Genomic DNA, 14,374 nt, shown 5'->3' with positions numbered 1-14,374 from the left:
CAAATACACAAATGGTCTGGAGCAATTATTAGTTTGACTTTAGCGAAGTTAGGGGTGAATGTCAATTTTTTCGGGTGATTCCAGAGATATTGCTGGGGTGAACCGTTTGACTGCCAAATGATCGCTCATTCAGGTTGGTTAGCTAAGTAATTACTGGTACACGAAATAGGACTGCAACGAGAATCACAGTCCTATTTGAATTGCGTATTTAGTTATGTCTCCGCCGTAACCCGAACCAGCTGAGACCAGATAAGAGGGCTAGGCCGACCAGTTGCCAGCCGGTAGCGGGTTGTTCCCGAGTTTGCGGCAACGTCGCCGAGGTGGCTCGCGATAGCGTGCCAGCGGACCGCACCCAGATACCTTGAGCTTGGCTGTAGTGCCAGCCGGTTGTGGGGGTCGAAGTCCCGTTTGCACGCGTCGTTGTGAGCTGATGCCAGCTCAGCGATTGTGGCCGCCGAGTGGTTGCGGTTACCTGGTGTCCTTGCGCCTGGGCAGGATACTGCGTGGCTGTTCGCCGCGTTGGCTTCCCTACAGGCTGCTTGGACGTTGTTTTGTTGGACTTGGTCTTTGGGTGCTTCGTCTTTGGCGACTTGGATTTAGACTTCTTGTTCTTGGGCGTCGTGGACGTCGTTGGCGTCGATGTGCCTGGGGTTACCGGAGTTTCAGAATCTGTTGGGGTCGTTGGTGTATCTGGCGTGGTGGTGCTGGTACCAGAGCCGCTGGATTGTGGCGTCCAGGTTAATGTCAGATTCTCCACGCCATAATTTCCAGAATGATCCGTACTAGTTCCTGTTTGCCCAGAAGTAAGGGTCAATTCAATACTTGATTCTGTGTATTTTTGCGGCAATGTTAATGTACTTGATTCTGTGGGCAATGTTAATGTGTCCGTAAGAAAATCATACGTCACTGGTTTATTGTTAAACGTAAAACTCATGAGCTTAAGCAACTTGATATACTGATCAGGATTAGAATTTTCAGAATTCAATTGACTTTCAATAGCTGCTCTGATTCCAATTAACTTGTTACCATTGACTTCAACAGCGATGGGGCCCAGATGTTGTTGCTGCGCAAAAGCATTGTCCCCTAACGATTTTTTAGTCAACTCACCGGCTGTTACGATTGTTTGCAAATCATTCCCAGAGAACGCCCAATCACCAATGCTATTTTCGTCAACACCTTGACCGACCCCTGAGCCTAACTCTAGGTTAGTTAGGTCATTGTCTGCAAAGGCACTTTCACCTATTGTAGTGACACTATCAGGAATTGAAAGCGTATCAGCCAATCCGACACCCTTAAATGCCGAAACTCCAATAGTTTTCACTGACTTGCCTAATTTCACTTTAGGTATTTGTTCCTTAGGATTGTTGTCATTACTACGACTAAATGCATATGCTCCAATGTTAGTTACACTATCGGGGATAATCAAGGCATTCTCATTATCATCCGTTACATTAAATGGATTATCGGCAAATGCATAGTCTCCGATTGAAGTAATCCTACTACCAAATTTCACATCAGTTATTTGGTTTCCTTGGAAAGACGACTCACCAATTGCCTGCAACGAGTCCGGAAGCTCTAACTTATTGCTAATATAATCGTTACTAAAAGCTCTATCACCAATGCTTATAACACCAGTACCTATAGTTAAGTTTGTTAAGGTCGGGTTATCAGCAAAGGCCGACGTTTTAATAGCTAGTCCCTTAGGGTTATCACTGAATAAATTTAAGTTTGTCAATGATTCTTTTGCAAAAGCATTTTCCCCAATAGTCGTAAGCTGGGTATCAAATGAAACGTCAGCTATCTTATTACCAATAAATGCCCCTTGACCAATCGTTGTAATTGACTCAGGTAACTTTATACTCGTTAACCAGTTATCAGCAAAAGCCTCGTCACTAATATCCCAAGCAGTAGTATTTTCCCCAAATGTAATGCTCTTTAACATGTTACGCTCAAATGCTTGTTTTCCTAGCACACCTAATTTGTCAGGCAAAGTAACACTAGTGAGACTGTTGTCTTGAAACGCACCATTACCAATTGAGGTAATATGCGCACCAAAAGTCACACTCGTTAATCCTTTACCGGCAAAAGCATTATCACCAATCGCCGTCACCCATGTCCATCCACTACCAAAAGTATCTGGAATGGTAACCTCTGAACTACTTCCTGTATAACCGATAATAGTATACGAATCACCATTTGCGGCTTTCTGATAAACTAATCCATTATCATCCGTCTCAGTAGTCGGCGTCTCACTCGGTGTATCGACTGTATCAGCCATCAGACTCGCAGCCATAGGTACATTCATGCGTGACAAAAACAACCGCGAACTAAACAATTGGCTGTCAGCCACTACAAACTTCCGCTGGTCAGTCTTCTCATCCGTCGTTTCTACGGGTGGTACCGTCTGCTTTTTATCGTTATCTGCCGTCTTCACCTGGTACGGTTGAGTGGGCTTGACCACCTCAGACTGGTCGGGCTGTTCCGAAATTTTCTCACCACTCCCGGTCGTCTTCTCATCATCGTTTAGTTCAGATGACGATGACCCCTGATTCTGTGGCGCTACAGGTTCAGCCGGCGTCTTTTCTTTCCCATCGGTCTGTGATTCCGTATCCACCTGCACTTTGTCATCAGACTGTTCATCAGTCCCCGTCGACTGGTCCTTTTCGGCGTCTTCATCCCCCACTGACTGCTTCTCGGTGGTCTTGGTGTCGTCCGTTTCTGTTGCTGTAGATTCCTTAGTCTTATCCGCTGTGTCAGCGGTCGTCGGCTCACTAGAGGTAACCGCGGTCACCGAACTGCTGCTGGCGGCCGTTGTCGGTTGGTCTGCCGCCTGTGCCTTGAGGATGTTGGCATTCAACGCCAACCCTGCACTTAAACTGATCACCGTTAGACCGGTTGACAACCATTTCTTCTGTCCAGCCGTCAACGGCCGGTTTTCCGTCATTAATTTTGTCGTTGGAACCCCATCCTCTCCTGAAAAAAATGGGTCAAATTCGTTGGAATCTGTCCCATTTCAGCGTTGCTATTAATCATCTTGTTTTTTCTTCGTGAATCCCAGCCAGCTGGCAGCCAGCAATCCAATGGCCCCTAGCCAGTGCCACTGACTGGTTTGCTCGTTCGTTTGAGGCAGTGATGTTGCCGTCATGACCATCTTAGCTTGCCCCATGTGTTGGGTCGATGCCGGTTCAGTCATTGAGCCGTTGCCAACAACTGAGTCAGCCGGTACCCCTGCCTGGCGACTTGTCCAATCTGGGTGTTGTATCTTCGGTTGAACAGAAATATAAGCGGCATGTGTCCGCTTGCCCGGTTGTCCCACCGGTGCGTTTGCTAACCGATATTGAACTTGCACCCACGCTTTTTGTGCCTGTACTTGTTTTTCCTGCTCCTGGTTAATTTGATAATTGGCTGATTCACCTAACGTGTTAGTTGTTCCATCAGTCACTGTTTTGTCGGATAACTTATCTGGCGTATTGCCAGTTGTATTCGACGTTGTCGTTTCAGCCTCGCCCCCCGGGTGCGGCGTTACAGTCTCGCCCGTTTCAGGGTCAACCGGTTCCGTTTCCTTTGTGGATGTCGTCTCCCCTGAATTGTTGTCATCAGGTGCAACTTGCAAATACTCGATTGTATCTCGCGTCGTTACCTTGTCGGGACCAAAGATGGCGGTAAAAGTGGTTATGTCCTGCTGCGTATCCGGATTAAGAATCCGATAGCCAGCCATCACTGGCGCATCAACCAATTGCGTTGAGCCTACCTGACCGCTAATCACAGCAGACCAAATACTCTTAAAGATGTACTTGCTATTAATATTTTTGATAGCAACTGGTATGTCAACCTGGCCCGAAAAAGTCCATACCCGTAGATCCAGCGTCAGGGCCTGAAAGCCCAGCTGACCAGTAAATGCCGCGTTCGTTGTGAGCGTAACCGTCAAATTACCATCATGACTGGTGTCAAACCCTTGGGGCAGCAACAAACTATCAGTCGTTTCATCATATTTCAAACTAGTTCCGTCACTCAGGGTAAACGTTAACTCCCCAATATCACTAGGCTTCATGTTAAGTTGTTTAACTAAAAGTGCCTTAACATTGTGGGCTGACGTTGTTGACATTGGCACATTTGCTAGTGTTAATGCTTTCTGATTACTGAAGGCATTAACTGCGTTTGACCAGGTCATGTCCGCTGAATTAATTTTTTCCAACGCATTTTGGGCAAAGGCATTCGCACCGATAGAGGCCTCTTTATTGACTACCTGTAGTCCCGTCAATAAATTGTTTTCGAAAGCTGATTCGCCCACTAGACTAACCTTTTCAGGCAAGATAAGCGTACCACCCAACTGATTATTCGCAAAGGCAAAATCACCAATCGAGGTAATCTGACTACCTAACTTCAGCCCGGTCAACTGATTACCAATGAAAGCACGATTGCCAATTTTCTCAACCGCATCAGGAACACTAAGCGTCCCCGTTAACTGATTGTCCGCAAACGCAGAATTTCCAATTGTGCTGACATTTTTCCCCAGCTTGAGCGTCTGTAGCTGATTACCGCTGAACGCCTCATCCCCAACACTAACTTTATCTGTCGTATCAGGAATTTCTAAGTTTGTCAGTGCATTATCAGTGAACGCCCGATTCCCAATGTACTGGACGCCGGTTCCCAAATGGAGCGCGGTCAAGCCAGCCCCCTGCTTTTTGTCGTTGCTAAAAGCACTATCCCCAATCCGAACAATATTGTCTGGAATGGTTAATAGTCCGGTTAACTGATTATTGGCAAAAGTTCCCGTGTTCAAATCAGTTAACACCTGATTAAGGGTCACTGACGTTAAGCGATTATCCGCAAATGCATACTCGCCTAACGTCGTTAATTTTGCTGGTAAAATCAGCGCCCCAGCAATTTTGTTATTGGCAAAGGCTGAAGTCCCAATACTTTCCAGTGCTGCACTCAACGTCAATTCAGTCAGCTGGTTATTTTCAAATGCTGATGCGCCGATAGCGTTCACCGTATCTGGCAAGACTAACGTCGTCAACTGGTTTCCCTTAAACGCGTCCTGTTCAATTTGAACGGCACCGTTCAATTCAACGTTAGTCAATTCATTATTTTTAAAGGCACCTGCCTTGATGTTGATCCAGGTGGCTCCCTGCAACGTCAAAGATGTTAACGCATTGTTGGCAAAGGCATTCTGACCAATGTAATTTAAGTTCTTCCCCAGGGTCACCTTGGTCAATGCAGGAACAATCGTTAGGTGATCATTAGCCGAGCCATCATTGTTAAACGCATTATCTGCAATACCAGAAACATACTTACCCTCATACATATCTGGAATCGTAATCTCGGTACTATAACCTGAAACTGGTGCTGATCCATCAGCCTGTTGCTGTGCCGCACCCGTATACCCGGTCACTTCAACTGTGTTCTCACTAGTTTGGTGAAAGGTAAAATCAGATTTTTCGGTTTGCTCATTCGTTGGAGCGGGTGTCACCGTTTCATCAGGCGTATCTGCTGGACTGACAGGTTCTGCAGTCTCATCTTCGGTCTCATCCTCAGACTTTTCTTCATCCTCATCAATCGTGTCTTCACCGTTACTTTCTTCATTGTCTAACTGGTTGGAACTAGTCTCATCTTTTTCAACATCTAACTGATTATCCGAACCAGCGTCAGAACTTTCACCTTTCGCTGTATCGGCAACTTCTACTTTTGGTGTCTTCACAGCTGAATCAACATCATTCTGAGCCGATTCCTCACTAATTTGGGAAGTCGCGGGTTCTGTATCAGCGTTAGCCGTCTCACTGCCAATTGCGATTCCTGTACTTAGTGCCGCAATCGTCAGACTAACGAACAGCCACTTACTGTGTGTAGGAGTAAGTTGTTCTCCCCTATCCTTATTGTTCCGCATACTATCTTCCCTTCGCTGGTGTCCTTGAGTGATTAGTTTATAGACCGTTCCGTTTCGCATTAGTTGCTTATGCAAAATATTCTATGATATTCATACTATCACGACTTAACCAAAACACCAGTGTGACTTAATTGCCAAGGGGGATAACGATTACCGCTATATGCAGATATTTATTATCAAAACAATTTTTCCCCACACCTACCACAATTAGTGACTTTGCTTATTTACTTGAGCACAACCGAATCACTTCAGAGCAATCTCGTGACACAACCAGAGAAGTGTGGTGAAAAAACTTTTTTCTGAAAATTAAAAAAATTCACAAAAAAGTACGGTCAACACACAGAAAGCGTGTCAATCGTACTGGTATAACGTTAAATTTAATTGTGATTTCGCTTGTGAGCTAACCCTAACCAACTCAATCCGACCAGCAACATCGTCCCTAGCCACTGCCAACCGGTTGCGTGTTCATTGGTTTGTGGCAACGCCTGTTGGTTATCAGCTGACGCCGACGTCCGTGCTGGATTTGTGGCTTGCAAGTCAGCTGAAGACTGCTGCTCTGTCCGGGTAACCTGGTCAACCTCAAACTGCGAGTTAACCCGATACCCTGGCGTAGCGACTGTTGTCCGCATGGTGCCCCGTTGCCGGATAGCGGTTGTCGTCAAGCGTTGCGGCACGACGCGTTTCAGTTGCCAGTTTGGCCCGTCAATGGCCAACTTCGGTGAAACGACACCAGTCTGATGTGTGTCCGAACCCTTCTTTGTCTGCGATTTTCCACCGTCAAAGTTATGTGGATAAGGAATGGCCTTATCGCCACCCGTTGTCGGCGTGATAACGGGCGTCGTTGGCGTCACGGCCGAATCACCACCGGGCGTATTTCCCGGGTTAACTGGCGTTACAGGGGTGGTTGGCTTGTCAGTGCCGCCTGGCGTACTTGGCTGATTACCGGTTGTCGGCTCACTATCCTTACCGGATCCGCTTTTCTGGTTGGTATAGATAACGGATTCCAGTGGACTAATTGTCCCATCAACATTAGCAATTGCGCGAATCGTCTGTTTGTCAGCGGTATAATCCGGGATATTAGGCACCTTAACCTGAATCTCCTGTCCACCAATCTCCGCCGTCTGATCAGCCACTTTATCTGCGTGATAGTAGACTACCAGGTCTCTCATGCCTTCATCCTTCAGGTTACTAGGAATGTCGACGGCCGCCGTCACCCACCGGTCCAGGCTCAGCATGAGGTTTTCGACCCCGTAGCTACCAGTATCTACACTCTCAGTGGTCAGACTCAACACAATATTTCCGCTCTGCATCCAGTCTGGTACCTCGCTTGTATCTGCCTTATCTGGAACGATTGGCAGGGTCAGCGTATCTGTCCCTACATCGTACACTAATTTTTGTTGATTATCGGTGAAAATAAACGTGAGCCCCGCGATATCAAGGTTGGCCATCCCCAATTCGTCCCGGATAGCCTTTTTTACGCCAGAAACAACCGTTGTCATCTGACCAGCTTGATTCATAACCGTAGCCTCAGTGACTCCCGCCTTCAACAGTTTCTGACCAGCAAAGGCATAGTCGCCAATCGTCCCAATCTGACGGCTAGCATTGATTTTCTGCAAGCTATTATAAGCAAACGAATAATTTTCCAGACTGTTCATGTCCGACCCCATTTCGAGGTCAGCCAGCTTGTTATAAGCAAACGCATATTTCCCAACATCATGAACGTTATCGCCCAGCGTCAGGGTCCCACTTAGTTGATTATGTTCAAACGCTTCATCATCAACGGTCACCAAGCCGGTTCCAAAGGTCAAACCGGTCAATTGGTTATTCACGAATGCATCAGCTCCGATGTTGGTCAGCGTATCTGGAAAATTCAGAACACCCGTTAAGTTATTATTGGCAAACGCATTGGTTTCAATCGTTGACAACGGGGCCGTCCCCAGCTCAAGGCGCGTCAATTGGTTCCCACCGGCAAAGGCAGACTCGGCAATACTCGTCAGCTCATCCGACAACGTCAGTGTCCCAGTCAATTTATTCCCATAGAAGGCATACTTTTCAATCGTTTTTAGCTTGGTCCCACCGGTCAAACCGGTCAGTTGGTTCCCGCCGGCAAAGGCAGACTCGCCAATACTCGTTAGCTCATCCGATAACGCCAGCGTCCTGGTCAATTTATTCCCATAGAAGGCATACTTTTCAATCGTTTTTAGCTTGGTCCCACCGGTCAAACCGGTCAGTTGGTTCCCGCCGGCAAAGGCAGACTCGCCAATACTCGTTAGCTCATCCGATAACGCCAGCGTCCTGGTCAATTTATTCCCATAGAAGGCATACTTTTCAATCGTTTTTAGCTTGGTCCCACCGGTCAAACCGGTCAGTTGGTTCCCACCGGCAAAGGCAGACTCGGCAATACTCGTTAGCTCATCCGATAACGCCAGCGTCCCGGTCAATTTATTCCCATAAAAAGCATATTTTTCAATCGTGTTTAGCTTGGTCCCACCGGTCAAACCGGTCAGTTGGTTATTGGCAAAGGCCGCCGTCCCCACGTTTAAGATGCTGTCGGGGAGATTCAGGGTACCCGTCAGCTGATTATCGGCAAACGTTTGTGGCCCAATCTCCGTCAATTTGTCATTCAACGTCACGCTACCCAGCTGATTATCCCAGAAGGCTTGGTCCCCCAGGTACGTCAGGCTGGCTGGTAAGTTAAGTGACCCAGCTATTCGATTATGGGCAAACGCGGCCGTCCCAATCGACGTCACGCTGTCATCCAGCTTCAATCCAGTCAGTTGATTCATATCGAAGGCGTCATCCCCAATACTGGTGATGGTCGCGGGAATCGTTAACGTACCGGTCAGTTGGTTATTGGCAAAAACGCCGGTGTTCAATAGGTTCAGACCGGCGTCTAAGGTCAGCCCAGTCAGTTGATTATTGGCAAAGGCTTGAACCCCCAGCGCGGTCAGCGTCTCAGGTAACACCAGGTGTCCCTGAATCTGGTTATTCGCAAATGCCGCCGTCCCAATCGAGACGACCTTTTGACTCAATGTCAAAGACTGAATCGTATTATTTTCAAAGGCATCATCCGCAATACTAGTCACCGAATCGGGAAGAACTAACTGCTGAAGCTGATTACTCTGAAAGGCGCCAGTGTTGATCTGCTGCAGGTTCCCCAGATCAACCGTCACCAAGTCGTTATTGGCAAACGCTCCGGCCCCCACGGACCAGATGCCACTCGTAAATTTAATCGTTTTTAATTGGTTATTCGCAAATGCATGGTCCCAAATGACCTGTAGGTTCTGCCCCAACGTCACATCCGTCAGTCCGGCCCCATTAAAGGCATTCGCAGCAATCTCTGTGACCGGCAAGTTTAAATAGGTATCCGGAATCGTAATCTGCGTGCCGTGCGTCTGATTGGCAAAGCCCGTCACCACATAGCCGTCCTTGCCGTCATTTAACGTGTAGGCCAAGGCAGACTGCGTGTCGGCGTCAGAAGTCGTGGTCACCGCTGCCGTTGTGGCTGGCGCTGTCGGCACATCGCCCGCAGGTGTGCTATTGGGTGTCGTGGTCGCTGAATCTTCAGTCGCCGGCTCGTCTTGCCCCGTTGGTTGCGCCGCGCCTCTCGCTAGTAAATAACGAGCCGCTCGAAACGATGGCTTGATTGCCGTGGTTGTTTTCTCAGTCGAAACTGTTAGCTTGGAGGTCACCGTCGTCCGCGTCGGCGTATCAGTTGTCGCGGGCGTCTCTGGTATCGTCCCAGTCGTTGGTGCCGTTTTCGTTGTCGGTTCAGGACTCGGTGTCACGGGTTTAGCCGGATCTTCCGGTGTCGCCTTCTCGTCTGACGTCCCAGTGCCTTTCTGAGTGGAACCAGTACTAGTACCGGTCTCCAGTTGTCCAGACTGCGACACATCAGCCGGCGTGACCGAACTCGTTGTTTGGGTGGACATCACGTTCTCCGTTTGGGGCGTGCCATCGCCGGTAGCCGTCTCACGAGTATCCGCAAAGACCGGCGTCGTGACAAGCATGACCCCTGCCCCTAGGCTCACTAGGGTGACACCGGCATAGATCCACCGACAACTAGGCCGCTGAACTTGACTACGATGTTGCCATTTTTCCTTAAACATCAACTGCCACCCCTTTCACGAGCACCGACTGCCCCTTTTAAGATTATCCTAACACCCCACGAACTATTTGTCAGCGCTGATAAATTGAAAACTGGGGTAACGATTGTCCCTATAATTTGCTGGTGCCATGTTCTATACCCAGTTGGCGCCGCCAGAACCCGGATTAGTGCACCGGTTTTCTCACGTTTTTGTCTAGCCACTGATTCATTTACAGGACGACCGCCCAAAAATGTCCAATTTTAAAATATTTTCGCGGGATACACAAAAAGGCGCTCGAGAAATTCCTCGGGCGCCCTAATCTAGAATTATAAATGAAGGTATAAAAAAAACAGTCACACACCGTGACTGTTCCTTAGTTGGGCTAGCTGGGTTCGAACCAGCGCATGACAGGATCAAAACCTGTTGCCTTACCACTTGGCTATAGCCCAATAATAAAAATGGTGGGGAGTGGATTCGAACCACCGAACCCGAAGGAGCGGATTTACAGTCCGCCGCGTTTAGCCAGACTTCGCTACCCCACCAAAACGTGAATCGTCGTAACGAATCAACTACACTATCATACAAAAAACTGCATAAATCGTCAAGACTTTTTTGCAGTTTTTTTTATTTTAAATTCAAAATCCTTAATTGACGCTGCCATTCGACAAAAAAATCGGGCTGGGACCACTCGTTGAGTCGCCGATTGTGGTACCCCACCGCTTGATTGTAATACGTGGTGGGCCCAAAGGTTGCGGGGGCGAAGCGGCTGTGGACGTGACCGAATAAAGTATCAGCCACTGAATATTTTTCCAAAACGGCCCCAATCCGCGGACTCCCTAGCATGGCGTTGGCCATGTTCCAGAAACGATTGTCATCCGTATACCGGATATAGTCCTGGCGCGGGACAAAGTGGGTCATAAACAGGACCCGTTTGCCGGCGACCTGTGCCTGTATCAATTGCTCGGTCATCTGTTCCACGACCTGATTCAGCCGTTCCGGGTCACTTTGAGGCTGCACAATGGTACTGTCGATCCAAAAGGCTCGCTTCCAGCTCAAGAAATTCCGTCCGACCAAGTTATTAGCAAATTGATAATCATACCAGCCATTATTGCCGATTACCCGCCAGTTAGTCCCCGGAAGGTCTAAAGACCCACGATGGAAGTAAACGGGCGTCTGCGACGATTCTAAGCCCGCGTACGTGATGTCGTGTAACATGTCATGGTTCCCCGCAATAAATCGCACCTTGGCTGGCGCCAACAACGCCTGTAGCCGGGTGACGAAGGCTAGCGACTGGCTAAAGTAATTGGTCACGTCACCGGCGATTAAATACAGTCCCACGTTCCGTTGGGTCAGGTACGCCGCCTGCTGTTGGGCAACGGCCTCTGCGTCCTGCTGGTTGATGTCTAAATGTAAGTCACTGATCATGGCCACCTTAACCACGTCGTCGCCCCCTTTCAAATATAGCCGCACAAAAAATGCCACTCCATCATAGAGTAGCACTTTTTCGCCAGAAACAAATTATTTAATTCCGGCCATTAAGTTCTTAATTGGTTTAACCAGGGCAAACATAATCAGCCCAGCGACGATGGCCACGATGGCCACGCCCATGAAGTAAGCTGCTTCGTTTTCTGGCGTGTATAACTTAACGATTTGCGCGTTAACGGCTTGTCCAGCAGCATCGGCTAAGAACCACATACTCATCATTTGAGATTGGAACGCCTTTGGTGCTAACTTGGTCGTCACGGACAATCCGATTGGTGAAATCAACAGTTCGGCAATTTCAACAACTGCCCAGCTACCAACTAACCAAAGCGGACTGACCCGGGCGTCCGTCCCGAACATGACAACGGGAATCACCATGATCAGGTAAGAAGCCCCAGCGAACAGCATCCCAGTTGCAAACTTGGCTGGTGAGCTAGGTTGTTTCTTACCCCAACGGTTCCACATTGCAGCGAAGAATGGCGTGTAGATCAAGATGAACAATGGGTTTAACATTTGGTACCAAGATGGCAAAATGTGGATGCCTAAGAAATGGTTGTTCGTCTGGTTGGCAGCGAATAAGGCCAACACAGATGACCCTTGTTCTTCAATTGCCCAGAAGATCATGGCAGCGATGAACAGGCCTAAGTAAGCCCACACGTGCTTCCGTTCAGTGCTGGTAACTTTTTTACTCGTTAAGAAAATAGTGAAGTAAACGACTGGTGCAGCAATCGCGATAACGGATAATAAGAGCACGAAGTTGTTTAAGTTCAGTGAACCTAAGAGGTACATCAAGATGATGACCAATGCGAAAGCAACCAAACCAATGGTCCCACGAACGGTCAGCTTCTTCATGTCACCGGGTTCCAGTGGGTCGGTTGGGTAAAGGCTATCCTTACTCAAGTACTTCTTCCCACCGATCCAGTATTGAACCAGACCCAAGAACATCCCAATAGCGGCCAAGGAGAACCCTAAATGGAAGTTGTATTTCAGGCCTAACCACCCAACTAAGAGCGGTGCGACCAAGGACCCCAGGTTAATCCCGAAGACGAAGATGGTGAACCCAGCATCACGCCGCGTATCGCCCTCATCGTAAAGTCCCCCAACCATTTCGGAAACGTTAGGCTTCAACAGCCCAGTCCCCAAGACAATCAAGAGGATTGAGATGAAGAGCGCCATGGAACCGGCCGGCACAGACAAGGCAATGTGCCCGAACATAATCAGGACACCACCGATGAAGACGGTCTTCCGACTTCCCCAGACACGGTCACTCATGTAGCCCCCAAGAACTGAGGACAAGTAAACCATGGATCCGTAAATAGACATCACGGACGCAGCGGTTGCTTGGCTAAAGCCTAACCCACCCTTAGTCACTGAGTAGTACATGTAGTAGATCAGGATAGCCCGCATACCGTAGTAACTGAACCGTTCCCACATTTCAGTGAAGAACAGCGTTGATAACCCACGCGGTTGACCGAAGAATGTTCGGTCGGTAGTGGTGCTTGGTTCTGGTTTGTTATTCAAAACGATAATACCTCCATTGCATTTCTGAAAATGAATAATTTTATTTTCCGCAATGCACATCGTAAAAACTGATGGCGACGGTGTCTCATAGACCTCTAATAAAACATAGTAGTAATTATACTGCACGAACTCCCGTTACGCAACGGTTTTCCGAATAAAAACGTCTTCATTCCTTTGGCGTCCGACAAAAAACAATGATGAAATTATTAGTCGTCTCATGCAATCTTCTTATTTTTTATTCATTTCCGCCTCATTCAAAATATTAAGAAATTTATGTATAAAATTCGTTTTAATTACCCTCTGTGCCCCTAATAAGGTGTTCAGTCGACATAAAAAAAGACGCCCTGCAGATTCACAAGGCGTCCCACGCGGAATTCTAATTTAGATGGCAGCAGCTGGTACTAAGTTTAATTTGCCACAAGCAAACTTAACCAAGGCCTGACCGTTTAACCAGCCATAGATGTCGTTAGGAATATCAACGGTTGGGACCTGGGTATTCATGGCCGCCGTATCAGCAGCGTTAGCCGTTTGTGGGGCTAACAGGATCAAGTCTTGCTCTGCCAACAGTTCAGGAGTCAAGTCAGCCATCACAGCCGCCTTAAAGCACAACGGTGCTTGCCGAGTTTCTGCAGTTCGTTTGGCTTCACCTAAAAATAAATGACTTGAATTTTCATTTCCGGATAATAATAAGACGTTTTTCATGATGACCTCTCCCTTTTTCGTATCTCTATTCGATAAATATAGGATAGCACTTTCATGAGTAGACCACAATAGGTTTATCAAATAAATCAATATTTAATTTATTATCCTAATCAGCTTCAAACCGGCATTCTTAGTTCTATACCAATTATTTTCAGATGACTATACCAATTGTGTAATACAGGTTAATGACATTTTGGCTTTCAATTGGCTATTCATTTTATGAAAGCACAAAAAAAGCCGCTGGTCTACGACCAACGACTACTTTGATGCCGGCTGAGGAATTCGAATCCCCGACCCTCGGTTTACGATACCGATGCTCTACCAGCTGAGCTAAGCCGGCATATCAACTGGCTAACCAGGTTAACCCGACTCCGGCAGGCGGGCTCGAACCGTCGACAACCTGATTAACAGTCAGGTGCTCTACCAACTGAGCTATGCCGGAATAATCGCGTAGCAACGTCCTATCCTCGCAGGGGGCGATCCCCCAACTACTATCGGCGTGCTGAAGCTTAACTTCCGTGTTCGGCATGGGAACGGGTGTATCCTTCAGGCTATCGCCACTACACTATAAGAGAACTTATTCCCTCAAAACTAGATATCATCAAATTATTTTCTATAGAGAACACCACGTTTTTCAACTTGGTTAAGTCCTCGACCGATTAGTACTGGTCCGCTTCACGTCTCACAACGCTGC

The 14,374-nt window shown here is 47.7% G+C and carries 6 protein-coding genes, 4 tRNA genes and 1 rRNA gene; all 11 read right to left on the bottom strand.

The genetic code is table 11. The features are described from left to right. Window positions 1-208: 208 nt before the first annotated feature. Entirely contained in the window at window positions 209-2,791 is a 2,583-nt protein-coding gene (locus tag JUF22_RS05645; protein ID WP_203644360.1) for a leucine-rich repeat protein, read from the bottom strand. A gap of 234 nt (window positions 2,792-3,025) precedes the next feature. Next, on the bottom strand, window positions 3,026-5,887 hold the full coding sequence (locus JUF22_RS05640) for a leucine-rich repeat domain-containing protein (protein WP_203644358.1): 2,862 nt from the start codon (window positions 5,885-5,887) through the stop codon (window positions 3,026-3,028). Window positions 5,888-6,264: 377 nt separating this feature from the next. Next, window positions 6,265-9,996: a leucine-rich repeat domain-containing protein gene (locus JUF22_RS13835; protein ID WP_203644353.1), complete on the bottom strand. Its 3,732-nt coding sequence runs from the start codon at window positions 9,994-9,996 to the stop codon at window positions 6,265-6,267. Window positions 9,997-10,352: 356 nt separating this feature from the next. Next, window positions 10,353-10,424, bottom strand: a tRNA-Gln gene (locus JUF22_RS05630). Window positions 10,425-10,434: 10 nt separating this feature from the next. Continuing rightward, window positions 10,435-10,517 (bottom strand) — tRNA-Tyr (locus JUF22_RS05625). An 82-nt stretch (window positions 10,518-10,599) separates the two neighbouring features. After that, on the bottom strand, window positions 10,600-11,400 hold the full coding sequence (locus JUF22_RS05620; RefSeq protein WP_203644927.1) for a metallophosphoesterase: 801 nt from the start codon (window positions 11,398-11,400) through the stop codon (window positions 10,600-10,602). Between the two features lie 93 nt (window positions 11,401-11,493). Beyond that, window positions 11,494-12,978, bottom strand: coding sequence for a peptide MFS transporter (locus JUF22_RS05615; RefSeq protein ID WP_203644351.1), 1,485 nt, complete (start codon window positions 12,976-12,978; stop codon window positions 11,494-11,496). 381 nt (window positions 12,979-13,359) lie between these two features. Further along, the gene (locus JUF22_RS05610) at window positions 13,360-13,680 is read right to left on the bottom strand and encodes a PTS sugar transporter subunit IIB (protein WP_203644349.1); all 321 of its coding nucleotides are present in this window, start codon (window positions 13,678-13,680) and stop codon (window positions 13,360-13,362) included. A gap of 267 nt (window positions 13,681-13,947) precedes the next feature. Beyond that, window positions 13,948-14,020 (bottom strand) — tRNA-Thr (locus tag JUF22_RS05605). Between the two features lie 29 nt (window positions 14,021-14,049). Further along, a tRNA-Asn gene (locus JUF22_RS05600) sits at window positions 14,050-14,122 on the bottom strand. A 6-nt stretch (window positions 14,123-14,128) separates the two neighbouring features. Then, window positions 14,129-14,245: ribosomal RNA gene (gene rrf, locus JUF22_RS05595) — 5S ribosomal RNA — on the bottom strand. Between the last annotated feature and the right edge of the window lie 129 nt (window positions 14,246-14,374).

The sequence above is a fragment of the Levilactobacillus lanxiensis genome (genome assembly GCF_016861655.1).
GTDB classification, from domain to species: Bacteria; Bacillota; Bacilli; order Lactobacillales; family Lactobacillaceae; genus Levilactobacillus; species Levilactobacillus lanxiensis.
The sequence above is the reverse complement of the archived record's forward strand: the minus strand, read 5'-3'. Positions and strand labels throughout refer to the sequence as shown.

What these genes read in the sequence shown, in the direction of transcription:
- JUF22_RS13835 (WP_203644353.1), bottom strand. Translation starts at nt 9,996, where the DNA reads ATGTTTAAGGAAAAATGGCAACATCGTAGTCAAGTTCAGCGGCCTAGT.
- JUF22_RS05610 (WP_203644349.1), bottom strand. Translation starts at nt 13,680, where the DNA reads ATGAAAAACGTCTTATTATTATCCGGAAATGAAAATTCAAGTCATTTA.
- JUF22_RS05640 (WP_203644358.1), bottom strand. Translation starts at nt 5,887, where the DNA reads ATGCGGAACAATAAGGATAGGGGAGAACAACTTACTCCTACACACAGT.
- JUF22_RS05620 (WP_203644927.1), bottom strand. Translation starts at nt 11,400, where the DNA reads ATGATCAGTGACTTACATTTAGACATCAACCAGCAGGACGCAGAGGCC.